The sequence below is a fragment of the Pseudoduganella sp. S-14 genome (genome assembly GCF_049913285.1).
Lineage (GTDB): Bacteria > Pseudomonadota > Gammaproteobacteria > Burkholderiales > Burkholderiaceae_D > Rugamonas.
Window position 1 is genome coordinate 5,965,709 of record NZ_CP183991.1, and the last position, 23,698, is coordinate 5,989,406.

A 23,698-nucleotide genomic window follows, 5' to 3' on the forward strand; every position below is an offset into this window, starting at 1 on the left:
AGGCGTCCGCACAGCCGCTGCCGATCGAATCGTGTCGAAGGTAGCGCTGCGCGGACGCCGTTGTCCGGTTTTGCCGATCCTCCGTTAGACCGACCCTTTACCTATTGCTTTGCAAGACCTGTGCCAGCTCCTTGCAGGGGGAAAAGCGCGTCATTGGGCCCTGCCGAAGGCCGATTTCGCCATCTCGCGGTGCAGCGCGCCCAACTATGGTGCACCGCAATAGCGCACGCGGCTCAAGCGCTGGTCGCTTGCAGGGCAGCCTTCACCATGTCGTCAATTTCGGTGGTGATGTTCGAGAGCACGCCGGCCACCACGGCGAACTCGCGTCCGGCGTGGCCGGCCCGGGCCGCCACCACGCGCGCATTGAAGGTGACCATTTTTGCCTGGCGGGCAATTGTTTCGATATCGGTAATCACGCCGCGCAGTTGTTTCTTCATCAGCACAGCGTGCTGCTTCGACTGCTCTTCATATATGGCGGTAAGCTGGTTCAGGACCGCCAGCACCGGCGTGGCCGTTTCCACCAGTTGCTCCAGCGCGGGACCGGCGCGGCCCCGGTCGAGCGCGCGCTGGGCCAGGTCGATGAAGTCCTTGATCTGGCGCGCCCCGTCGCGCTTGCCGTAGTAGGCTTCCTGCAGCTCGGGGCAGAAAATGCCGGGCAGCGTGTCGCTGCCGTTCAGGAGGGTATGGTGCGCGTCACGGAACAGGTTCAGCGCGTCCTGCGCCGTCTCGGCGGCGCCGGGCTGGCCCTGGGCAGCCAGCACTGCATACAGCACCAGCCTTTGGGAGGTAAAGCGGCGGCGGCCGGACAGGTTGATCAAAGCGCCGAAAACTTCGCCCGACAGGGGCTTGGCCGGTTCCTGCATGGATTCTCCTTCGCTACATGTGGATGTCGAAGGAGCCGGCGTAACGCTCGGGGTCCTTGCCATCCCAGGTGGTCCCGTCAATGAACACCGAGCTGCGCAAGGTGCTGGCGGGGATCGGAGTCTCCGTTATTTCCGCCGCCTCTTTATACAAGGCGGTCTGGTGGACCTTGAGGGCCACGCCGAGGTAGTCGGGCGAAGCCTTAAGCAAGCCCCAGCGCTTTTGCTGGGTCATGAACCACATGCCGTCCGACAGGTAAGGGAAATTGGCCGCGCCTTCCTGGTGGAAGCGCATGCTGTGCGCATCCTCCCAGCTGCGGCCCATGCCATCATCATAGTGGCCGAGGATGCGCTGCCAGATCACGTCCTTGCCGGTATTGACGTACTGGACGGCGGAGATGATCTCGGCCATCGCCATGCGGTTGGCGGAACTGGCGTCGATCCAGCGGCTGGCCTCCAGCACGGCGGCAACCAACGCGCGCGCGGTATTGGGGTGGCGGCGCACAAAATCGGCGGTGGTGGCCAGCACTTTTTCCGGATGGTCGGGCCAGATCTGCTGGCTGGTGGCGATGGTGACGCCCACGCCGTCCATCACGGCGCGGTGGTTCCACGGTTCGCCGGCGCAGAAGCCGTCCATATGGCCGGCTGCCAGGTTGGTCGCCATCTGCGAAGGCGGCACCGTGATCACGCGCGCCTCGCGCAGCGGGTGCACGCCGTGCGCCGCCAGCCAGTAATACAGCCACATGGCGTGCGTACCGGTCGGGAAGGTCTGGGCCCAGCGCAGCTCGCGCTCATGCGACAGGACGGCAACGGCGGCGCCATCGCGCACGCCCTCCTCCGCCAGGCGGCGCGACAGGGTAATGGCCTGGCCGTTGCGATTCAAATTCATCAAGATTGCCATGTCGCGCCGCACCGAGCCCACGCCGAGGTGAGTTGCATAGACAAGCCCGTACAGCGCATGGGCGGCATCGAGTTCGCCGCTCAGCAGCTTGTCGCGCACGCCGGCCCACGACGTTTCCTTGCTCAATACGATGCGGATGCCGTGCTTGCGGTCCAGCCCAAGCACGGACGCCATCACCAGCGACGCGCAATCGGTCAGCGGGTTGAAGCCTATCCTGACGATGTCTTTTTCAATCTGCATACTTCACTCCTGCCGGAAATGCACCATCACGGTGCATCAGCCCAGCAAATCCTCCGCGTCCAGGATGCGCTGCGCCAGTTCGGCCAGCTTCAGGTTCTTGTTCATGGCCATGCTGCGCAGCTTCTGGAAAGCCTGGTCTTCGGTCAGGCCCTGGCGCGCCATCAGGATGCCCTTGGCGCGGTCGAGAAGCTTGCGCTCGGCCAGCTTGAGACGGGTGCCTTCCAGCTCGTCCAGCAGCTTCTGTTCGCGCTTGAAACGCACCAGCGCCACGTCCAGCACGGGCTTGATGCGCTCGGGCTGCAAACCCGCCACCACATAGGCGGAAACCCCCGCCGCCATTGCCGCTTCCATGGAATCGGCCTTGTCGTCTTCGGTGAACATGACGATGGGGCGGCGCTCGTCGCGGGTGGCGATGACGATGTGTTCGAGCACGTCGCGCGCATCCGATTCGGCGTCGACGATGATCATGTCGGGCTGCAGGCGGGCGATGTGTTCAGGCAGGTGGAAATCGGCCGGCAGCGAGGCGACCAGCTCGTATCCGGCTTCCGCCAGGCCGGCGTGCAAGGCCTGCGCGCGTGCCTCACTTTCGTGCGGCGGGTGGATCAAAACGATGCGTAAATTGCGGCTCATGCCTCCTAACTTGCAAGAACCGCGCCAGCTTTCGAGTTAATATTCGTTTATGAACAGAACAATCTCTCCCCTGCACCTGGCGCTGGGCGCCATTGTCCTTCTGGTATTGGCCTGGTCCGGCATCGCTCCCTATGACCGCACCACCTGGTGGATGGAGGTGGCGCCTGCGCTGATCGCGCTGCCGCTGATGGCGGCGACGTACCGCAGCTACCGCCTGACCGACCTGCTGTATGTGCTGGTCGCGGTGCACTGCGTGATCCTGATGGTGGGCGGCGCCTATACCTATGCGCGGGTGCCGTTCGGCTTCGACCTGCAGCACTGGTTCGGCCTGTCGCGCAATCCTTACGACAAGATCGGGCATTTCGCACAGGGCTTCGTGCCGGTGATGGTGGCGCGCGAAATCCTGCTGCGCGGCCGCTACCTCCCGGCCGGCAAGATGCTGGCCTTTATCGTGCTCTCCATCGTGCTGGCGATCAGCGCGACCTATGAGCTGATCGAATGGGGGGCTGCCGTGGCGCTGGGCCAGGGCGCGGACGAATTCCTCGGCACCCAGGGCGACCCGTGGGATACCCAGTCCGATATGTTCATGGCCCTGATCGGCGGTGTAGCCGCCCTGCTGGCGCTGACCCGCCTGCACGACCGCCAACTGGCTGGCCGCTAGGATGCTTGGCTCGATCATCCCGGTCTTCCTGCTGATCATGCTGGGAGTGGCGATCCGCCAGTCCCGCTGGATGCCGGACGATTTCTTTCCCTCGGTCGAGAAATTCTCGTATTTCATCGCCTTCCCGGCCCTGCTGTTTACCGGCATCGCGCGGCTCGACTTCCATGGCCGCATGGTGGAGGAATTGGCGCTGGCGACGCTGCTGCCGACCTTTATCGTGGTCGGCCTCGCCCTGCTGGTGCTGCTGTTCTGGCGCGGGTTGCCCGATCCAAGCCGCTCCTCCGTGGTGCAGGGCGCGATGCGGCCGAACAGCTACTTCGGGATTGCGGTCTCCGCCCTGTTCTTCCAGCCGCAAACGGCCGCGCTGGTGATGCTGGCGCTGGCCTTATGCCTACCGGTGGTGAACGTGGTCTCGATCCTGGCCCTGTCGTGGTGGAGCGGCAGCAAGGCGGACTTGGGCAAAGTGGCGAAGACGCTGGCGACCAATCCCATCATCCTGGCGACACTGGCGGGGATGGTCTTCAGCCTTGGCGGGCTGGCCCTGCCAACGCCGCTGATGAACACACTGGATATCCTCGGCAAGTCGGCGCTCGCACTTGGCCTGATCAGCGTGGGTAGCGGCCTGGTGTTTTCCATGGAAGGCCTGCGGCCGGCGGCGCTGGCCTTTACCTCCGTGCTCAAGCTGCTGGTGCTGCCCTTTGTCGCAGCACGCGTGTGCCTGGCGTTCGGCGTATCGGAACCTGTCACGCTTGCGGCCTGCTTCTACTGCGCGCTGCCGACCGCGCCCAACGCCTACATCATGGCGCGCCAGCTTGGCGGCGATGCACGGCTGATGGCTTCCCTGATTACACTGCAAACGCTGCTGGCGGCAGCCACGATTCCGCTGGTCCGGATGCTCTCGGCTTAGATCAGAGAAGACGTTTCGCCTCGAGCAAGGCGTCGATGATGGCCTGGCGAGCGGCAGCACGGGCTTCGCTGCTGGGGACGCGCAGCGCGTAGGCCGGATGGTAGGTAGCGATGATCCAGCGGCCGCCCCGTTCGACCGGCTGGCCTATATAGTCTTTCAGCGCCACGCTACCGCTTTGCAGGACGGATTTCAGCGCGGTGGCGCCGAGGGCGACGATGACGTCCGGCGCCACGCTTTCCAGTTCGGCTTCCAGCCAGTAGTGGCAAGCTGCGACTTCCTTTTGCGCCGGTGTCTTGTGCATGCGCCGCTTGCCGCGCGGCTCCCACTTGAAATGCTTGACCGCGTTGGTGATATACACCTGGCGGCGGTCGATGCCGGCTGCCTCCAGCGCCTGGTCCAGCAAATCGCCTGCCGGGCCGACGAAGGGCTTGCCGGCCAGGTCCTCCTGGTCACCCGGTTGTTCGCCAACCAGCATCAGCTTCGCATGGCGCGCACCCTGCCCACCGACGGGCTGCGTGGCATTGCGCCATAACTCGCAGCGGCGGCACTCATCCAGCGTGGAAGGCTGTTGCTCGTCCGGCTTGGCTTTCATCCGACCATTGTACGGCGTGCTCGGCAAAGCGGCGCACGATGCTGGAACGAAAAAAATGGCACGGGCGGCTGGCGCCCGTGCCACGAATACTAGCCTGGCTGGGAGTGCCTGGCCGGTCAGAGAGACACGATAAAGTCGTCGATGTCGACGTAGCCACCCTGTGCGCTGGATGCTGCGCCGAACAGACCCATACGGGCGCCGACCCAGCGGCCTACGGTGGCTGTGAATGGTTGACCGAAATCCTGGAAGCGTTTGCGATCCAGGCTGTAGCTGAAGGTGGTGCGTCCGCCTTCCGTCACCTGCAGGCGCAGGTAGACGCGGTGTGCAGGAAGATCGATGCCCGCCTGTTCTTCGTCGCGGCAGCCGGCCATAGCCTTCCAGCAGGTTTTCAACACGATGCGATTGGCGCCGCCGCTGCGCTGCACGCCGATCCAGGCGTAATCGAGGCCGTACATCAGCAGGCCGCTGCTGTCGCCGTCGGCCATGCCGGACAGGTCAAAGCTGGCGGTGGCGGTGAAGCGCTCGGCCGGAAGCTTCTGCATCAACAAGGAGGCGCGGTTCCACAGGCTTCCCTGTTGCTGGGCCTGCGCGTCGAACTGAGAGAACAGGCGCAAGTGGCCGGGGCGGGCTTGGAGCGAATACCACTCGCTGCGCCAGTTGGCGTTCCATTGCCATTGCAAGCCGAGCTGCGGGCCGTCGAAATTGTCGCTGGTGGCCGGCGCCACAGCATTGAATGCGCCAGCGAACGGCTGGCGATAGTTGCTGACTGGTTGGCCGATGCCTTTGCCATCTTGCTGCTCCCCTATCACCGGCCAATCATCCTGCCAACGCATCGGCTGCAGGTGGACGATGCGGCCATAGGCGCCCTTGTCCTGGAAGTGATAGAACCAGTCGCTGCCATCTGCCGCCTGCACCCACGCGCCCTGGTGCGGGCCGTTGACGGCGGTGCGGCCCTGGGCCAGCACGATCTTCGCTTCATACGGGCCTTCGATGCTGCGCGAGCGGAACACGGATTGCCAGCCCTGCTCAACGCCGCCAGCCGGGGCAAAGACATAGTAGTAGCCGTGGTGCTTGTACAGCTTGGGCCCTTCCAGCGTGTGGTAGCCGGTGAACTTTCTGCCGTCGATGGCGACGCTGCCTTTGTCGTCCAGCAGGCGGCTGGCATCGGGCGCCATGCGGCGCAGCGTCAGCAGGTTGTTGATGCCGGCGCGGCTGCGCGCCCAGGCGTGCATCAGCCATGCGCTGCCATCGTCGTCCCAGAATGGGGCCGGGTCGATGATACCCTTGCCTGGCAATAGCAGCGACGGTGCGCTCCAGGGCCCGCGGAAATCGTGCGCCGTCTTCACGTACACGCCCTGGTCCGGGTCGGGATAGAAGATCCAGAACTTGCCGTCGTGGTGGCGCAAGGCCGGCGCCCACACGCCCTTGCCGTGCGCCGGACGTTCGAATTGCGCGGGCGGCACCAGTTGCGGCAATGCGTGGCCGACAAGCTGCCAGTGCACCATGTCGCGCGACTCCAGCAGCGGCAAGCCGGGAGCATTGTTGAAGCTGGATGCGGTCATGTGATAGGTTTCGCCGACGCGGATCACGTCCGGGTCGGAATAGTCGGCGTGCAGCACCGGGTTGCTATAGTCGGGTGCCAGCGCCTGCACTAGCGGCTTGGCGGCGGTCGGGGCAATAGTGAAGCTGTAACGCGCTGGCTCCAGCTTGATGCGGTAGCGTGCCAGCGGCCAGCCGTCCGGGCTCCAGCCGGTATCGCCGCCAACTCCGGCCTGGGCCATGTCGACCAGCAGGCTGCCGTCCCCGTGCGGCACGATGTCGGCGTTGTGACGCTCGCCGCGCGGGCGCAGGTAAAGGTCTTCATATGGGAAGGCGAGCACGTTCACCGACAGCGGTACCGGGCCGGCCACGCGGACACCTGCGCCGCCTGCATCGGTGAGATCGAGCCAGCGCACGCCGGATTTGTTGCCGCTTTCCTGCGGGCGCATGTAGCCGCTGAAATACTGGTCGGCGACCTTGCCGCTGTGACGGCCAAGCGCGGCGCCGGTCAGGCGGTCGGCATAGGACTCCTGCGGACCGCGGCCATACCAGGCCACGGTGTCGAGTGCGGCGGCATGGTCGAAGCGCAAGCCGACGCGCAGCGGTTCCGGCAAGTCGTCCCGTAGCGGCGTGAAGGTGGCATCCACCTGCAGCTTGCCATCCGTGCCCATGCGGTAAGTGCTTTCCCACTCTGCCGCGCCGGCGCCGAAGGCGTATTGGACCTTGATGAAGTCGCGGCCAGCCTTGATGGCGCGCAGCTGGCGCTGCCCGGTGAAACGTTGCCAGATCTTCTGCCGCTCCATGGCGCCAGTGCCTTCGTCGTTGTCGGTCGTCGCGCGCCAGAAGTTCGGCATGCCGCCTTTCAGCAGCAACTGGCCGTTGGCGCCGTAGGCGACCAGGCCGGTGCTGATGTCGACCTCCAGTTTTGCGTTGGCGGCGGCCAGCGTGAGTGCGCCGGGGCTTTGCATTGGCGCCGCGAGCTTGCCCGCAACAGTTTTGGCAACCGGCGCGCTTGCGACGATGAACTGGCTCCAACCCAGAATGGTTCCGGCAGCAACGCCCTGGGTGGCGCCATCCCTGGCTTTGGCGCGCAGGGTCAGTACCAGCTCGCCTCCTTGCGGTGCTATTGCCGGAAGCCTGAACGCGAAAGCGCGTGACGTTCCGGCTGCTGCATTAACGCCTTCCAGCTTGCCGCCCGCAACCTTCTCGCCGTCGTGCGCCAGCACCCATTCGAAGTCGAAGCCGGACAGGTCGCGGAAGTCATAGCGGTTGACTACCGACAGCTTGCCGCTGCGCGGGTCGCCTTCGAATATCACGGGTGAATACACCTTCTGCAGCTCGTAATATTCCGGCTGCGGCGAACGGTCGGCGCTGACGACTCCGTCTCCCACCACGCTGTTGTCGCCGCGTTCAGGATTGAGGTCGAAGCCGGAGGCCCAGTATTCGCGGCCTTGCGCGTCCCTGGCGCGCACGCCCTGGTCAACCCAGTCCCACACGAAGCCGCCCTGCAGCTTGCGGTACGAGCGGATCACTTTCCAGTAGTCTTCCAGGTTGCCGAGCGAGTTGCCCATCGCGTGGGCGTATTCGCATTGGATCATCGGCTGCAGGTAGCGCGGGTCGCGTGCATAGCCGGCCATCTTGTCGATGTCGTCGTACATCGGCGCGTAGATGTCGACATAGGCATTCGGCAAATGTTCTTCGCCGATGGTGCCGTGGCCCAGGTAGCTAATCAGGCGGGCCGGGTCGCGCTGACGGATCCAGGCAGCGGCCTGCTCGAAGTTCATGCCAGTGCCAGCCTCGTTGCCGAGCGACCAGAAGATGATCGAGGGATGGTTCTTGTCGCGTTCGACCATGCGCGAGACGCGGTCCATGTGCGCATCTTTCCAACTTTCCAGGTAGCCAAGCTGGATTGCGGCACGTTTGGCCGGGTCGCCGGCAGCATCGCCCTTCTCCATGTATTCGTGCGACTCGATATTGGCTTCGTCCATCACGTACATGCCGTACTCGTCGGCCAGCTCGTACCAGCGCGGGTCGTTCGGGTAGTGCGAAGTGCGCACGGCGTTGATGTTGGCCTGCTTCATCAGCTCCATGTCGCGCCGCATGGATGCCATCGACATGACGCGATAGGTGTCGGGATCATGTTCGTGGCGGTTCATGCCCTTGATCATGACGCGCTTGCCGTTTACGCGGACTTCTCCTTGCGCGACTTCCACCGTGCGGAACCCGATCTTGCGCGAAGTGGCGCTCAGCAGCTTGCCGCTGGCGTCGCGGTATTCCAGCAGCAGGCGGTAAAGGTTTGGCGTTTCTGCCGACCATGCCTTCACGTTCGGCAGCGTAGCGCGCAGCACCGGCGCCTGGCCGGCGGCAATTGGCGCGCTGCCGTTCCACACCTGCTTGCTGCCGTCGAAGATGGTGGCAACGATGCTGCCGCCGGCTGGCTGGCCTGCCATGATGGCTTGCAGCGCAAAGATGCCGTCCCGGTATTGCGCCTTGTCCAGCGCAGCGGTAACGGTGAAATCGCGCAAGCGCGACTTCGGCTCGGCATAGATGTAGACGCTGCGCTCGATGCCGGAGACGCGCCAGAAATCCTGGTCTTCCAGGTAGGAGCCGTCGGCCCAGCGATACAGCTCGATCGCGATGGTATTGCGGCCCGCCCGCACCAATTTTCCGATGTTGAATTCGGACGGCAGCTTGGAGTCTTCCGAGTAGCCGACTTTTTCGCCGTTGATCCAGATGTAATACGCCGCACCTGCGGCGCCGATGTGCAGGAATACGTCGCGCTCCTGCCAGCCTGCCGGCACCTCGAAATCGCGCCGGTAGGAGCCTACTTCGTTCAAGTCATGCGGAATGAAGGGCTGGTCGGCCGGGAAAGGGTATTTGATATTGGTGAAAATCGGCTTGCCGTAGCCTTGCGCCTGCATCATGCCCGGAACCTGGATGGTCTTCCAGCTGCTGATGTCGTAACCGGGCTTATAAAAGTCCACCGGGCGCTTGTCGGTTCCCTGCGTGTACGCGAACGACCAGGTGCCGTCCAGCGAACGGTAATTCTGCGATGCCGCCATATCGCCCGCCACGGCCTTTTCCACGCTCTCGAAATTGAAGAACGTCGCCTTCATCGGCTCACGATTGAGCGCAACTACTTCGGGCTGTTCCCATTCCGGGGTGGCCGCTGCGCAGCCGAACGCGGCGGCCATGGCAAGGGAGGCGAAGATATAACGAATACTCACTGCATGCTTCCTTTAAAAAATGCCGGACCACGCTATTCAGGGCGAAGTCCGGCATCAAGGTGCTGGGATGGCACCGGAGAAAACAAAGCTTAGCCGCCGAACTTGTAGCTCAGGCCAAGGCTGAAGGTGCGGCCGTTGTAGAAGTGCTGGTACTCGATCGGCACCTGGGTCGAACCTGGCTCGCCAAGGGCGCGGTTAGCTGCCTTGTTGAAGATGTTCGAGGCGTTGAAGCGCAGCGTCAGGCTTGGCGCGACCTGGTAGCTGAGCGAACCGTCCAGCAGGCCGTAGGACTTGATGTAGCGCGCCCAGATCGGGAACGGGTCGACGTTGAACAGCACCGACGGCGAGCGCCAGGTATAGACCAGGCGGGCCGACAGCTTGTCGTCTTCGTACATGCCGGACACGCTGACGTTGTTCTTGGAGACGAACGGCTGCATGGTTTCGACAATCTTCGGCGCGGCAGCGGTGCCGAAGTTGACCGGGTTGGAGGTCTTGACATGGCTGTAGGAACCGGACACGCCGAAGTTGTTCAGGAAGCCGTAGCTGGAGTCGAAGAAGTACTGGCCTGCCACTTCAAAGCCGCGTGCATAACCTTTCTCCGAATTGACTTTCTTGGTCACCAGGTACTGACCGTCCGAACATCCATTGGCCAGGGCGCCCGAATAGGCCGGCGCGTTGCTGAGCGTTTCGCAGGAATTGATCCCGTTCGGGAAGTCCTTGATCTCCTTGTCGAACAGGGCAAGCGAGGCGTAGTTGGTCTTGTTGAAGTAGTGCTCGAGCGAGATGTCGAAGCTGTCGGCCACCAGCGGCTTCAGTTGCGTATTGCCGATGCTGCCGGTACCGGTGGTGGTGTTGACGCTGATTACAGGATTCAGGTCGCCCAGCCCCGGACGGGTCATGCCGCGGCCTGCGCCGAGGCGCAGCAGGGTGTCCTGCGCCAGGTCGTAGGTCATGTTAAAGGTCGGCAGCACATTGTTGTAGGTGGAATTCTTCACGACGTCCACCAGTTGGCCGGTGCGGATATCGGTGGCGCGGGCCGTTGCCGTGGTGTTGGTGCGCACCAGGCGCACGCCGACGTTACCCTTGATGCGGTCTTTGAACGCGGTGAAGTCGCCAACCAGGTAGGCCGCCGAGTCGTGTTCGCCGAAGATGCTACGCGCACCCTGGTTTTCAACATACGAATCCTGCGGCAGGATGCCGGCGTTAGGGAACGCCGTGCGAACCTGGTCGCCCAGCAGGGCGTCCGGGGTGTAGACCAGGTAACCGCCGCTGTAGCCGGCCTGGCCGTTCATGAAGTTGGTTGGCGCATGCTCCAGGTTGCCGGCCCGGGTGCTGGCCGACAGCGCGTTGGAACGGGTGGCGTTGACGTCCTTGCCATCGGTGGTCAGGAACTTGCTGAAGCCGTAGTTCTGGAAGAAGTCGTGCTGGTAGGCGTGGCGCGCACCGAAGCGCAGCTTGTTGAACATGCCGTCCATGGCATAGGAGCCGGACAGTGCCAAAGCAAAGCCGTTATCCTTGTTACGGTAGTTCTGGCCGTTGCCGTAATCCTTGAACACGAAGTTCTGCGGATCGCTCAGGCTTGGGCCGGTGAACGTCAACGGGTGCGGCTCGCCGTCTGCCACGCGGTTGGTGGTCCATTGCAGGCCGGCCGCCGAGTCCAGGCGAATCGAGCGGTTGTCGCTCTTCTTGTCGGACTTGATGTAGTTGGCGTCGGCTTTCAGCGACAGGCGCGAAGTCGGGCTCCATTCGACGCCGATGGCGCCGATCATGGTTTCCCACGGCGTGTGCTCGTCGCCGCCGATGGTGGTCATGGTGGAATTGAGGAAGCTGCCGCTCAGCAGGCGCTTGTTGACGATGGTGTCGTTGCTGCCGCCGTTGCTGTTGCGGTTGGCCAGGTTCTCGTCGTAGTTGAACGGCGTGGTCTGCAGGTTCTGCACGTTGCTGCCGTCGTTCGAGTTCAGGCCGCGATAGTTCTGGTGGTACAGGAAGGAGTAGTAATTCGCTTCGGTATAGAAACGCAGGGTGTTGCTGACGCGGTAGTCCGCCGCCAGGTTCAGGCCTTTGCGCTCGCGCATGATGGTTTCCTGGAACACGTTGGTGTTCACCCATGGAGCGATCATCACGCTGTCTTGCTGGGCGGCCGTCAGGCCCGCCAGGTTCGGCGTCTGTGCGCTGGTAGTGGGCACGTTGGCCAGGTAGCTGATGTCGTTGCGGCCGACGTAAGCCGACATCGGCTGGTTGGTCGCATTCGCCGTATTGGCAGCGGCCATGGTGGCGTACTCGGCGCTGTCGGCGCGGATCGCGCGCTTCAGGTTCGGGCCGCGGCCGCCGGCCGGGTTGTTGTCGTTGCGCGTGGTGCTTTTCTGGTAGGTCGCTGCGGCCAGCACGCCAATGCGGCTGCCGCCGCCCAGGTCGAAGCGGTTGGCGATCAGGCCGAAAAGTTCCGGATCGGCTTTCTTGGCCAGCGAGTTCTCGCGGTAGTTCACGCCCAGCGACACGGTGAGGTTCTTGAAGTCGCTCGGGTTGCGGGTACGCACGTTCACCAGGCCGCCAATGCCACCTTCGATGTGTTCCGCCGACGGGTTCTTGTAGACGTCGATGCCGGCCACCATCGCAGGGACCGCAGCTTCGACGTTGTATTCGCGGCTGCCGGCGCTGAAGTAGGAGCGGCCGTTGGTCTGGAACGCGGTGTACCCCAGGCCGCGGATGGTCACGCCGGAGCCGAAGCCACCGAATGGCGCCGAAGCTTCGCCGCCAAAACGGTAAGCCTGCACTCCAGGGATGCGGGTCAGCGTTTCGCCCACGTTCGGGTCGGGCAGCTTGCCGATGTCGTCGGCGGTGATCGAGTCGACCACTTCCATCGTATCACGCTTGATTGCCACGGAACTGCGGGCGCTGGCGCGGATGCCGGTCACCACCACGGTCGTCGCATCGGAAGCCTGTTCCTGCGCCAAGGCTTGCGGCGCGAAGGCTTGCATCACTGCCAACGCAACGCCGGACAGCTTGAGGGACATCTTGATCTGCTGCTGATTCATTCTCCATCTCCTCCAGGTATATATTTTTGTAATACTGATTTCGAAGACTGTCAGCGGAAAGTCACCCCGCTGGCGTGTGGGCCAATATCCAGCAAGTTGGGAGCGGCGCCGGTAAGACGCTTGCCGGCTACCGTCACGTTGTCGATGACGATGTTGCGCACCTGGCGGCCGGGATCGTAGCCGTAGATGACGGACGCGCTGGGCGAGCCCTTGCCGGTGTAACTGATATTGCGAAGCGTGACGTTTTCGATGCCACGCCCGGGACTGGTGTTGTACTTGGGTGTATAGGCAATGTGCAGGTTGAACAGCTTGCCTTCTTCGATGCGGTCGACGCGGATGTCCTCGAACACCACGTCGCGCACCAGGTTGTCGTCGCCGGCCATGATGCCGATGGCGCCTTCGTACTCGGGTTCATCCTCGTCGTGCTCAAGGATGTCGATATTGCTGAAGCGGATGCGCTCCAGGACTTCGGGTTCAGAATGGGCAGGCGTCGGCGTGTTGCCGTGGATGCCGATCATCACGGCGTGCGCCACGTCGGCCCACAGCGTGGAATCGGTCACCGTCACGTCGCGTGTATTGCCCCAGATATCCCAGCGGTGGTTGTACAGCGTGATGCAGTCATCCGAAGTGCGGATGAAGCTGTCGGAGATGCGCACCCTTTCGCAGGCGAAGTGTCCCAGACCATCGGACCATTGGCCGGCGCCAATGCTGCGGATGCTTTTTTCCTCGATGTCCTGAGAGGTGATGCAGCGCAGGGTGCCGTGCGGCTGGTTGATGAAGATCGGGCCGTCGATACTGACGTTTTTCGAATTGCGGATGGCGACCATGTCGACGCCGTCGAACACGCCATCGCTGATCACCTTCACGTTTTCCACGCCATCGATGAGCAGAGGGCTTTTCAGGAAAGCGGAGCCGTCGATATAGACCGTGCTGTTGGAACGCAGGCGAAACTCGCCGCTGTGGATACCTGGTCCGAAAACCACCACCGGCTGGGTGAAGTCGGGCGTCTTGCCCTGCGTGATGCTATAGCTGTCCAGGGCCGCCTGCTGCGCCGGCATGTCCTTGCGGATGGCGTGGGTGAAGACGTGCAGGTTGTGCAGGCGGTCGTCGTCGAATTCCACGCTGAGGTTTTCCGGCCGCTGCATGGTGAAGTAGGCAATGCCGTCGCGCACCACAGGCTTGATGCCGCGCCCTGCGGGCCGCACGGCCACTCTGGCAAAGTTGCCGTTGTTCTTCTGCACCGCCACTTCCACCGCGCCGTCGAAATTGAAGTAGACCATGGAGGCGTCCTGCTGCTTGTCCAGGTCCACTTTGGCGCGGTATTCATACAGGTCCTGCCACACGCCGCCCGGGGTGCGCACGCGCACCGTGAAATCGTCGTTATGGTGCGAGTAGCGCAGCGGCTGCGGGAAAGGGAACACCTGCAGGCGGCCGGCAGCCAGGGCGGCGGCCGGCAACCACAGGGCAAGGCTGGCGCAGGCAAGGCGCCGGGTCAGGTACGTCAACACTTGGTCTCCTCCGATGACTTGGTCATTCTAAGTTTAGTGTTATCGATAACGCGCTTTAGCGAATGCAATCGCTGGGTTTTTTGCGCGTTTTTTTCATGTTACTGAAAGAAGTAGGCCTGGAACAATAGAAAAACGCATCAAAGCTATATGAATCTGGCATAAATCCGCCGCGCCGGAGCGCATATACTTGTTATCGATAACAGAAATGGAGGCGGTTAATGTTCGAAAAGTGCTACCACGCGACCCACCCTGACATGATGGACGGCGCCAGCAACGAGCAGTTGCGCGAGCGCTACCTGGTCGACGGCTTGTTCCAGCCAGGCCAGCTCCGGCTCAATTACTGCCATCACGAGCGCTTCGTGATCGGCGGGGCAGCGCCGGTGCACAGCGAACTGGCGCTGCCGCGCCAGGCAGAACCTGCCGCCGCCGCCGGCCAGCCTTTCCTGGTGCGGCGCGAACTGGGCATCATCAACGTGGCGGGTGGCGCTGGCCGCGTCACGGTCGACGGCCAGGTCATTTCACTGGCGCCGCGCGACGGCCTGTATGTGCCGATGGGCGCGGGCGATGTCAGCTTCGCTTCCGACGATCCGGCCAACCCGGCCCGCTTCTACCTTGTTTCAACGCCGGCCCACCAGCGCTTCGAACTCACCAAGATCACCCATGCCCAAGCGGTGCCGCTGGAACGCGGCAGCCCGGAAACCTCGAATGCGCGCACCATCTACCAGTATGTGGTGCCCGGCGTCTGCCAGTCGGCCCAGTTGCTGCTTGGCCTGACGGTGCTGCAGACCGGCAGCGTGTGGAACACCATGCCGCCCCACCTGCATGAGCGCCGCTCCGAGGTGTATTTCTATTTCGGCCTGCCGCCATCCGAACGCGTGTTCCACTTCATGGGCCAGCCCGACAGCGCGCGCCACATCGTGGTGGCCAACGAAGAAGCCGTAGTGTCGCCGCCATGGTCGATCCATATGGGTTCCGGCACCTCGAACTATGCCTTCATCTGGGCAATGGGCGGCGAAAACCTCGACTACACCGACATGCAGGCAGTCGATATCTGCCAATTGAAATAAAGGACGCGCCATGCCTTACCTGTTCAACCTGAGCGGCCAGGTGGCGCTGGTAACCGGCGCCAACACGGGCCTGGGCCAGGCGATTGCCGTGGCGCTGGCGACCGCCGGCGCCGACATCGTGGCTGCCGGCCGCAGCGCCGCCGACGATACTGCGGCGCGCGTGACGGCAACCGGCCGCCGCTTCCTGTTCCTGCAGGCCGATTTTGCCGCCGATGGCGCCGCCATGCGGCAGATGGCCGACGCGGCCCACGCCTGGCAGGGCCGGCTCGACATCCTTGTCAACAATGCCGGCGCCATCCACCGTGCCGACAGCCTGGATGTGAGCGAAGAGGACTGGGACCGCGTGGTCGACACCAACCTCAAGGCGCCGTTCTTCCTGTCGCAGGCAGCGGCGCGGCACATGGCCGGCCAGGGCTCCGGCAAGATCATCAACATTGCTTCCATGCTGTCGTTCCAGGGCGGCTTGCGGGTACCAGCCTATGCCGCCAGCAAGAGCGCCATCGCCGGCCTGACGCGCGCCCTGGCCAACGAATGGGCGGCGTGCGGCATCAACGTCAATGCGCTGGCGCCGGGCTACTTCGAGACCAATAACACCGCGCCGCTGCGCGACGACCCGCAACGGGCGCCGGCGATCCTGGCGCGCATCCCGGCCGGCCGCTGGGGCCAGCCGAGTGACCTGGCCGGCGCCGCCGTCTTCCTGGCCAGCCGCGCCAGCGATTACGTGCACGGCATCGTATTGCCGGTCGATGGCGGATGGCTGGCGCGATGAAAGGCCGCATCGTCTGCTTTGGCGAAATGCTGCTGCGCCTGTCCTCACCGGCGGGACAGCTGCTGCTGCAAACGCCGCAACTCGACACCTGTATCGGCGGAGCGGAAGCCAATGTCGCCGTCTCGCTGGCGCGCTTTGGCCAGCCGGCTGTCATGGCCAGCACCCTGCCGGACAACGCGCTTGGCTGGGCCGCACGCGACCAGTTGCGCATGCACGGCGTGGCAGTGGACGGGCTGCGTTTCGAGCAAGGACGCATGGGCCTGTATTTCCTCACTCGGGGCGCCGTCATGCGCCCATCCGAAATCGTGTACGACCGCGCCGGCTCCGCTTTTGCGCTGGCCGATCCTGCTGCTTACGACTGGGCGGCGCTGCTTGATGATGCGACCTGGCTGCATGTGTCAGGCGTTTCGCCAGCCGTCGGCGAACAGGCGGCGCAAGCCGTGCTGGACGCCATGACAGCGGCGCGCGCACGCGGCGTGCAGGTGTCCTACGACGGCAATTACCGCGCCTCGCTGTGGGCTGCGCGCGGCGGCGATGGCGCCGGCGTGCTGCGCACCTTGCTGGCGCAAGCCGACCTGGCGTTTGCCGGTCCGCGCGATATAGCCCTGCTGCTGGGCCAATCCGAATTGGCGCAGCAAGGATGCGCCGAGGAAGCCATTGCCGCCTGCTTCGCCGCCTTCCCGCAGTTGCAGCGGCTGGCGGCCACGCAAAGGGCGCAGGACAGCGTCGACCAGCATACGCTGTCGGCCACGCTGCACACGCGCCAGGGCGCGCTGCAGGCCGGCAGTTACACCATGCATGGCATTGTCGACCGCATCGGCGGTGGCGACGCTTTTGCGGCAGGCATGCTGCATGGTTTGCACAGCGGCTGGAACGACAGCGAAGCGCTGGAATTCGCGCTGGCAGCGGCCGTCGCCAAGCACAGCATCGCGGGAGACTTCAACCTGGCCAGCGTGGCGCAAGTGGAGGCCGTGCGCGGCGGGAGGCTGGATGTCCAGCGCTGACCACTTCGTGCGCACTACGCGCGGCCCGTGGCGCCTGTGCTGGGCGCATGGCAGCGCCGAAATCCAGGCCCTGGGCGGCATGCTAGGGCCGCTGCAGTTCCGCCTCGACGATGAGCGCGAACTGGACGTCATGCACGTGGCGCCCTGGTCCGGCCTGACGCGCGCCAGCGCCCTGCCCGGCGTGCTGCGCCGCCTGCGCGGCGAATGGCCCTGCATTCCCTTCGGCCGCGCCGACCAGCCGCCCGCGCTGCCGCCCGGCTGGCAGGTGCAGCCGGCCGACGACGGCTGGCACCACGGCTATGCCGCCAACCACCGCTGGCAATGCCTGCATGCCGATGCCGGCCGGGTGCAGCTGGCGCTGGACTTTCCACCCGACGCCCCTGTGGCGCGCGTGGAACGCGAAATCAGCGCCGACCCGCACGCGGCGGCCATCGATATCGGCCTGACGGTGTGGGCGCGGCGCCCGGCCCGGCTGCCGCTCGGCCTGCACCCCACTTTCCGCCTGCCGCCGGCGACGCGGCGCGTGCGCGTCATGCTGGGGCGCCACGACGGCATCCACAGCTATCCGGCCCTGGCCAGCGATTCGGTGACGCGGCTGCAGCCCGACACCTGTTCGGCCGACCTGTCGGCGCTGGCCGGCATCGACGGGCCGCTCGACCTGGCGCAATTGCCGGCCCACGGCGTGTTTGAAGAATTGCTGCAGGCACGGGCCGTGCAAAGCGCCAAAGAAGGCGCGCCGCCGTTCGCCCTTCATTACCTCGATTACGACGCCTGCGTCGGCCTGTGGTGGGATACCGCGCAATTGCCCGACCTGATGCTGTGGGTCAGCAACGGCGGGCGCCAGCGTTTTCCCTGGCAGGGCCGCCACCTGGCGCTCGGCGCGGAACCGGTCAACAGCCTGTTCGACCTGGGCCGCGTAGCCAAGGCACCGCCCGGCCATCCGCTGGCCGACCGCACCGGCATAGCGCTCGATCCCGCCACGCCATGGCACACCCGTTACCGTATCGCCGCCTGGCAACAGGCGGCCCATCCAGATGCCGACCACCATGCCTTATAAACCCGTGCCGTTCCGCTCGCGCCCGATGCTGCTGGCCCATATCCGCCACACTATGGGCTTCTACCATCCGCGCTGCATCGATCCGAGCGGCGGCTTCTATCATTTCTTCCTCGACGACGGAACGGTGTACGACCGCAGCACGCGCCACCTGGTCAGCAGTACCCGCTTCATCTTCAACTATGCGATGGCCTACCGCCACTTCGGCGAACCGGAGTACCTGCAGGCGCTGCGTCACGGCCTGGCTTTCCTGCGCGATGTGCAGCGCGATCCGCAGACCGGCGGCTATGCCTGGCAGCTCGCGTGGCAGGATGGCCGCAAGCGCATCATCGACGGCGACAACCATTGCTACGGACTGGCCTTCGTGCTGCTGGCTTATGCCCATGCCAGCATGGCCGGCGTGACGGAAGTGCGGTCCCATATCGAAGAGATCTTCGCGCTGATGGAGCGCCGCTTATGGCAGCCGCAACATGGCCTTTACGCCGACCAGGCCAGCGCCGACTGGTCGGTGCTCGATCCGTATCGCGGCCAGAACGCCAATATGCACGCGTGCGAGGCGCTGCTGGCGGCTTATTCGGCGACCGGCGAACTGCGCTACCTGCACCGCGCCGAAACCGTGGCGCGCAATATCACAATGCGCCAGGCCGCCCTTGCCGATGGTTTCATCTGGGAGCACTACCGCGAAGACTGGTCGGTGGACTGGGACTACAACCGCCACGACAAGAGCAATATCTTCCGCCCCTGGGGCTACCAGCCGGGCCACTTCACCGAGTGGGCCAAACTGCTGTTGCTGCTGGAGCGCGAAGCGCCGCAACTGGCCGGCCCAGGCGACTGGCTGCTGCCGCGCGCAAGGCAATTGTTCCAGGCCGCGCTGGAGCGGGCCTGGGACACGCAGCATGGCGGCATCGTCTACGGTTTCGGCCCGGATGACGAAATCTGCGACGGCGACAAGTACTTCTGGGTGCAGGCGGAAAGCCTGGCCACAGCAGCAGTGCTGGGTGCCCGGACCGGCGACACAGCCTATTGGGACTGGTACGACAGGATCTGGGACTACAGCTGGCGCCACATGGTCGACCACGAGCACGGCGCGTGGTACCGCGTGCTCAGCCGCGACAACGTCAAGCAAAGCACGGAAAAGAGCCCGGCCGGCAAGACCGATTACCACACCATGGGCGCCTGCTATGAAGTGCTGGGCGCACTGGAGGCGGCGCCATGAGCGCCCTGCCCCACTTCGTCGCAGCCGGCGAAGCGCTGACCGACCTGCTGCGCAGCGGTCCTGACGGCTGGACCAGCCAGGTGGGCGGTTCGACCTGGAACGTGGCGCGCGTGGTGGCCCGCCTTGGCATGCCCAGCGCCTTTGCCGGCGCCGTCAGCCGCGACGTATTCGGCGCTGCGCTGGCCGCAGCCAATGATGCGGCCGGCCTGGATCGCCGCTTCCTGCAGCAGCTGGACCGCTCGCCGCTGCTGGCCGTAGTGCACGAACTGGACCCGCCGCGCTATTTCTTCGTGGGCGACGACAGCGCGGACCTGCACTTCGACGCGGCGCAACTGCCGGCAGGCTGGCGGGCTGCTGCACGCTGGGTGCATTTCGGCGGCATCAGCCTGGCGCGCGAACCGCTGGCAGGCAAGCTGGTGGCGCTGGCGGCCGAACTGACGGCGCAGGGTGTGCCGATCAGCTACGACCCCAATTTCCGCAGCCTGATGGACCAGCGCTACGACGCCACGCTGCGCCGCATGACCACCCTGGCCGACGTGATCAAGGTATCCGACGAAGACCTGCACGGACTGTTCCGCCATAACGACAGCGCGGCCTCGCTGGCTGCCATGCGCACGCTCAATCCCGGCGCTACCATCCTGTACACCCAGGGTGCGCAAGGCGCCACCCTGCTCAAGAAAGACAGCAGCTGGCATGCCAGCCCGCCCGCCGTGACGGTGGCCGACACCGTCGGCGCCGGCGACGCCAGCATCGGCGCCCTGGTCTACAGCCTGCTGCGCCATCCCGAGCGCGATGGCGGCGAACACCTGCGCTTCGCCGTCGCTGCCGGCGCCGCCGCCTGCACCGCGCCCGGCGCCACGCCGCCCGCGCTGGAGCAGGTGGCGGGCCTGCTGGCAGCGACAGCGGTGCAGGAAACCGGTGCCCCGAACCGGCCAACCCAACCTTTTACCCCGGCAGGATGACCCCATGAACAGCCAGCAGTCGCATTTCCGCTTCCTGTGCAGCTTTGTCTTCATCTTCTTCTTTGCACAGGCGATGGCCATCTCGCTGCTGGCCCTGTGGCTGCGCAGCAGCCTGAAATTGAGCGGCACCGAAGCGGGCATCGTCTTTTCCGCCAACTTCATCGCGGCCATGTGCTCGCAGCCGGTGTACGGCTTCGTCTCCGACCGCGTCGGCATGCGCAAGCACGTCCTGTGGCTGGTGGCCGGCCTGGTCACCCTGTGCGGCCTGTTCTTCAGCTTTGTGTACGCCCCGCTGCTGAAGGCAAACATCGTGGCCGGCGCGGTCCTGGGCGGCGCCTACCTGGGCGTCACATTCATCGCCGGCAGCTATGCGCTGGAATCGTATGTGGACCGCATCGGCCGCCGCCACAGCTTCGAATACAGCCGCGTAAGGCTGTTTGGATCGCTGGGCTTTGCCAGCGCTGCGCTGGTGAGCGGCCGCCTGTTCAATGTCGATCCGGCCATCAACTTCTTCCTGGCCTCGGCCGCCGGCCTGCTGCTGCTTGGCCTGCTGCTGTTCTGGCGCACCGATGCCGTCGCCGGCGCAACGGATGCGCCGGCGCCGGCGCACAAGGTGCACCTGGCGGAAGCGCTGTCCCTGCTGCGCAACGGCCAGTTCTGGCGCTTCATGATGTTCATCCTCGGCGTCACCAACCTGTACCTGGTGTTCGACCAGCAGTTCCCCAGCTATTTCACCAGCCTGTTCGCCGACAAGGAAACCGGCGCCGCCATGTTCGGCTACCTCAATTCGCTGCAGATCTTCATCGAAGCCGGCGGCCTGTTCCTGTCGCCGCTGCTGGTCAAGCGCATTGGCGCCAAGCGCGGCCTGCTGCTGGCCGGCGGCATCATGCTGGTGCGCATTGCCGGCTCCGGCTTTGCGGTCGGTCCGCTCAGCATCTCGGCGATGAAGCTGCTGCATTCAGTGGAGCTGCCGATCCTGGTGGTGTCGGTGTTCCGCTATATCGCCTGCCACTTCGACAACCGCCTGGCCTCCACCATCTACATGGTCGGTGTCAGCTTCGGCCATTCGCTCGGCCTGGCGATCCTGTCGCCTGTCGCCGGCAAGGGCTACGACCTGCTCGGCTTCCCTGCCACCTACCTGCTGATGGCAGCTTTGGGCCTGGTGTTCCTGCTGCTGTCGGCATGGCTGCTGTCCCCCACTGCGCCGGAAATCGCCACACGCAGCAAGCCCCAAGGAGTTACCGCATGACCCAAGCCCTGAACAGCGCGCGCCTGGAAGCGCTGGACGTCGAACGCCTGCCGCCGCACTGGGACGGCAGCATCGACAGCGTGCTGCTGCAGCGCGCCACCGCCCAGGCCCTGCTGTCCATCGATCGCAACCTGCGCCACTTCGGCGACGACTTTCCCGCGCCATCGAGCAGCGGCCTGCAATATCCTGCCATCGGCAATATCGAATGGACCAACGGCTTCTGGACCGGCATGCTGTGGCTGGCCTATGAGCTGACCGGCGCGCCGCATTACCGCGCCGGCGCGGAACGCCAGGTGCGCAGTTTCCATGCGCGCCAGGCCGGGCGCCAGCACACCAACCACCACGACCTGGGTTTCCTGTACAGCCTGTCCTGCGTGGCCTCGCATCGCCTGACCGGCGACCCGCTGGCGGCGGAAGCGGCTTTGGGTGCGGCGCGCCTGCTGCTGGAACGCTACCTGCCGCACGCCGGCATCATCCAGGCCTGGGGCGAGCTGAGCGACCCGGCGCAGCAGGGCCGCATGATCATCGACTGCAACCTGAACCTGCCCTTGCTGTACTGGGCCAGCGAGCATAGCGGCGAAGCGGCGTTCCGCGCCGCCGCCGACAGCCATATCGAGGCAGCAGCGCGCCACATCGTGCGGCCGGACGGTTCCACCTTCCACACCTTCTTCTTCGATCCCGCCAGCGGCCGCCCGCTGCAGGGCAATACGCACCAGGGCTTCGCCGACGATTCGTGCTGGTCGCGCGGACAGGCCTGGGGCATTTCGGGCTTCCCGCTGGTGTACCGCTACAACGGCAATGCGCGCCTGCTGCAACTGGCCAAGGTGCTGGCCAACTACTTCCTGAACCGATTGCCCGCAGACGGCATCTGCTACTGGGACCTGGTGTTCACCTCAGGCGGCGAAGAGCGCGACAGCTCGGCTGCCGCCATCGCAGCCTGCGGCCTGCTGGAACTGGAAGCGACCCTTGCCGACGACGACCCGCTGCGCCCGGCCTACCGGCGCGCCGCCATCGGCATCGTGCAGGAACTGTCGGCCAGCTACCTGGTCCGGGATGCGGCGCCAGGCAGCGGCCTGCTGCAGCATGCGGTCTACCACAAGCCGCAAGGCATCGGCGTGGACGAATGCTGCATCTGGGGCGATTACTTCTACCTGGAAGCGCTCACCAGGCTGCAGCGCAACTGGCGGCCTTACTGGTAAGGAGCCGGGCTGCCGGCCGAGGATTCGCGCGTAACGAGGGTGTAGGGCAACAGGCGGTGCGGCGCGTGGCGTGATTCGCCCGCGCGGTGGCTGCGCACCTGGTCGACCAGCAGGTCGACCGCCAGGCGCGCCATATCGCCGATCGGCTGGTGGATGGTGGTCAGTTCCGGCCAGACGGTGGTGGCTACCGGCGTATCGTCGAAACCGCAGACCGTCAGGTCTTCCGGCACCTGCAGGTGCATGCCGTGCGCCACGGCGATCACGGCGGCCGCCATGTCGTCGTTGCTGGCGAAGATGGCTGTCGGCCGCGGCTCCTGCGCCAGCAGGCTGCGTGCCGCAGTCAAGCCGGAGCGGTAGGTGAACAGGCCCTGCGCCACGCGCTGCGGCGGTACCGCCAGGCCGGCTTCCTCCATGGTGTCCATGAAGGCCTGGTAGCGCAGCTGGGCCGGGGTGTGCTCCGGGTCGCCCTTGACGAAGGCGATGTTCTGATGGCCCAGCGACAGCAGGTAGCGCGTCATGGTGCGCGCGCCTTCGTAGTCGTCGATGCGCACCGCTGCCACGCCGGTCAGCGGGCGCGCAGTGGCCACTGCCACCGTCGGGATGCCGATTTCATCGAGCTGGCGCAGCGCCTCTTCGGCGTCGCACAGGGGCGGCGGCACCAGGATGCCGTCGGCGCCTTCGGCAATCAACCTTTCGATGGCCTTGCGCTGGCTGGACAGGCCGTCGCAGCGTTCCAGCAGCAATTGGGCGCCATTCTGACCGCATTGGTCCATCGCCCCCACCAGCAGGGCGCTCAGGAAGGCGGCACTGGGATTGCTGTACAGCAATCCAACGCGCAGCGTGCCGATGCGGGCGGCGCGCGCCGCATGGTTCACCTGGTACCTGAGCGACGCGATGGCGGCCAGCACCTTGTCGCGCGTGGCCTCGCTGACATGGGAATTGCCGTTGATGACGCGCGAAACCGTCATGGCCGACACGCCGGCCGCGCGTGCCACGTCATATACGGTGGCGCCGCCGGCGCCGCGCGCTGCCTGTTTGCTTACATCGTCCATTTTGTCCATGCCTGCGTCAACCCGGC

General features: G+C 65.0%; 18 protein-coding genes. 10 read left to right on the top strand and 8 right to left on the bottom strand.

All coding sequences use genetic code 11. From position 1 onward, the window contains the following. Positions 1-233 precede the first annotated feature (233 nt). Genes ACN9MZ_RS27620 through ACN9MZ_RS27630 form a run of 3 tightly spaced genes read right to left on the bottom strand, consistent with a single transcriptional unit; the run spans position 234 to position 2,631 of the window. Positions 234-863: a methyl-accepting chemotaxis protein gene (locus tag ACN9MZ_RS27620; RefSeq protein ID WP_426339994.1), complete on the bottom strand. Its 630-nt coding sequence runs from the start codon at positions 861-863 to the stop codon at positions 234-236. Positions 864-876: 13 nt separating this feature from the next. After that, positions 877-2,001, bottom strand: a complete 1,125-nt coding sequence (locus ACN9MZ_RS27625) for a CmpA/NrtA family ABC transporter substrate-binding protein (RefSeq protein WP_426339995.1) — start codon at positions 1,999-2,001, stop codon at positions 877-879. 36 nt (positions 2,002-2,037) lie between these two features. After that, positions 2,038-2,631 carry an ANTAR domain-containing response regulator gene (locus tag ACN9MZ_RS27630; RefSeq protein WP_426339996.1) on the bottom strand — a complete coding sequence of 198 codons (594 nt, stop codon included), beginning with the start codon at positions 2,629-2,631 and terminating at the stop codon, positions 2,038-2,040. Between the two features lie 49 nt (positions 2,632-2,680). Between ACN9MZ_RS27630 and ACN9MZ_RS27635 the strand changes: the two genes are divergently transcribed. Both ACN9MZ_RS27635 and ACN9MZ_RS27640 read left to right on the top strand, forming a co-directional pair. Beyond that, a complete protein-coding gene (locus ACN9MZ_RS27635; RefSeq protein WP_426339997.1) occupies positions 2,681-3,292 on the top strand; it encodes a DUF2238 domain-containing protein in 612 nt (203 codons plus the stop codon). 1 nt (position 3,293) lies between these two features. After that, on the top strand, positions 3,294-4,199 hold the full coding sequence (locus ACN9MZ_RS27640; RefSeq protein WP_426339998.1) for an AEC family transporter: 906 nt from the start codon (positions 3,294-3,296) through the stop codon (positions 4,197-4,199). A 1-nt stretch (position 4,200) separates the two neighbouring features. Here the strand turns inward: ACN9MZ_RS27640 and ACN9MZ_RS27645 are convergent, their stop codons facing one another. The 4 genes from ACN9MZ_RS27645 to ACN9MZ_RS27660 all read right to left on the bottom strand — a co-directional run bounded on the left by ACN9MZ_RS27645 (position 4,201) and on the right by ACN9MZ_RS27660 (position 14,100). Beyond that, positions 4,201-4,791 carry a UdgX family uracil-DNA binding protein gene (locus ACN9MZ_RS27645; protein WP_426339999.1) on the bottom strand — a complete coding sequence of 197 codons (591 nt, stop codon included), beginning with the start codon at positions 4,789-4,791 and terminating at the stop codon, positions 4,201-4,203. A gap of 116 nt (positions 4,792-4,907) precedes the next feature. Next, positions 4,908-9,557, bottom strand: coding sequence for a glycoside hydrolase family 2 TIM barrel-domain containing protein (locus ACN9MZ_RS27650; RefSeq protein ID WP_426340000.1), 4,650 nt, complete (start codon positions 9,555-9,557; stop codon positions 4,908-4,910). A gap of 89 nt (positions 9,558-9,646) precedes the next feature. Continuing rightward, the gene (locus tag ACN9MZ_RS27655; protein ID WP_426340001.1) at positions 9,647-12,592 is read right to left on the bottom strand and encodes a TonB-dependent receptor; all 2,946 of its coding nucleotides are present in this window, start codon (positions 12,590-12,592) and stop codon (positions 9,647-9,649) included. A gap of 50 nt (positions 12,593-12,642) precedes the next feature. Further along, positions 12,643-14,100 (bottom strand): hypothetical protein, encoded by a 1,458-nt coding sequence (locus tag ACN9MZ_RS27660; RefSeq protein ID WP_426340002.1) that lies wholly within the window; start codon positions 14,098-14,100, stop codon positions 12,643-12,645. Positions 14,101-14,318: 218 nt separating this feature from the next. On the opposite strand from ACN9MZ_RS27660, the gene kduI reads away from it, so the two are divergent. Genes kduI through ACN9MZ_RS27700 form a run of 8 tightly spaced genes read left to right on the top strand, consistent with a single transcriptional unit; the run spans position 14,319 to position 22,620 of the window. Continuing rightward, positions 14,319-15,167: a 5-dehydro-4-deoxy-D-glucuronate isomerase gene (kduI, locus tag ACN9MZ_RS27665; protein ID WP_426340003.1), complete on the top strand. Its 849-nt coding sequence runs from the start codon at positions 14,319-14,321 to the stop codon at positions 15,165-15,167. A gap of 10 nt (positions 15,168-15,177) precedes the next feature. Next, positions 15,178-15,936 (top strand): 2-dehydro-3-deoxy-D-gluconate 5-dehydrogenase KduD, encoded by a 759-nt coding sequence (gene kduD, locus ACN9MZ_RS27670; RefSeq protein WP_426340004.1) that lies wholly within the window; start codon positions 15,178-15,180, stop codon positions 15,934-15,936. Beyond that, on the top strand, positions 15,933-16,940 hold the full coding sequence (locus ACN9MZ_RS27675; protein ID WP_426340005.1) for a sugar kinase: 1,008 nt from the start codon (positions 15,933-15,935) through the stop codon (positions 16,938-16,940). The genes kduD and ACN9MZ_RS27675 overlap by 4 nt, the downstream gene beginning before the upstream one ends. Continuing rightward, complete coding sequence (locus ACN9MZ_RS27680) at positions 16,927-17,997, top strand: hypothetical protein (RefSeq protein WP_426340006.1); 1,071 nt, start codon at positions 16,927-16,929, stop codon at positions 17,995-17,997. The genes ACN9MZ_RS27675 and ACN9MZ_RS27680 overlap by 14 nt, the downstream gene beginning before the upstream one ends. Next, positions 17,987-19,210, top strand: a complete 1,224-nt coding sequence (locus ACN9MZ_RS27685; RefSeq protein WP_426340007.1) for an AGE family epimerase/isomerase — start codon at positions 17,987-17,989, stop codon at positions 19,208-19,210. Before ACN9MZ_RS27680 ends, ACN9MZ_RS27685 begins: the two co-directional genes overlap by 11 nt. Next, positions 19,207-20,172, top strand: a complete 966-nt coding sequence (locus ACN9MZ_RS27690; protein ID WP_426340008.1) for a carbohydrate kinase family protein — start codon at positions 19,207-19,209, stop codon at positions 20,170-20,172. Before ACN9MZ_RS27685 ends, ACN9MZ_RS27690 begins: the two co-directional genes overlap by 4 nt. A gap of 4 nt (positions 20,173-20,176) precedes the next feature. Continuing rightward, entirely contained in the window at positions 20,177-21,421 is a 1,245-nt protein-coding gene (locus ACN9MZ_RS27695; RefSeq protein ID WP_426340009.1) for an oligosaccharide MFS transporter, read from the top strand. Then, positions 21,418-22,620 (top strand): glycoside hydrolase family 88 protein, encoded by a 1,203-nt coding sequence (locus tag ACN9MZ_RS27700; RefSeq protein ID WP_426340010.1) that lies wholly within the window; start codon positions 21,418-21,420, stop codon positions 22,618-22,620. Before ACN9MZ_RS27695 ends, ACN9MZ_RS27700 begins: the two co-directional genes overlap by 4 nt. On the opposite strand, the gene ACN9MZ_RS27705 is transcribed toward ACN9MZ_RS27700, so the two are convergent. Beyond that, a complete protein-coding gene (locus ACN9MZ_RS27705; protein WP_426340011.1) occupies positions 22,611-23,672 on the bottom strand; it encodes a LacI family DNA-binding transcriptional regulator in 1,062 nt (353 codons plus the stop codon). The genes ACN9MZ_RS27700 and ACN9MZ_RS27705 overlap by 10 nt on opposite strands. Between the last annotated feature and the right edge of the window lie 26 nt (positions 23,673-23,698).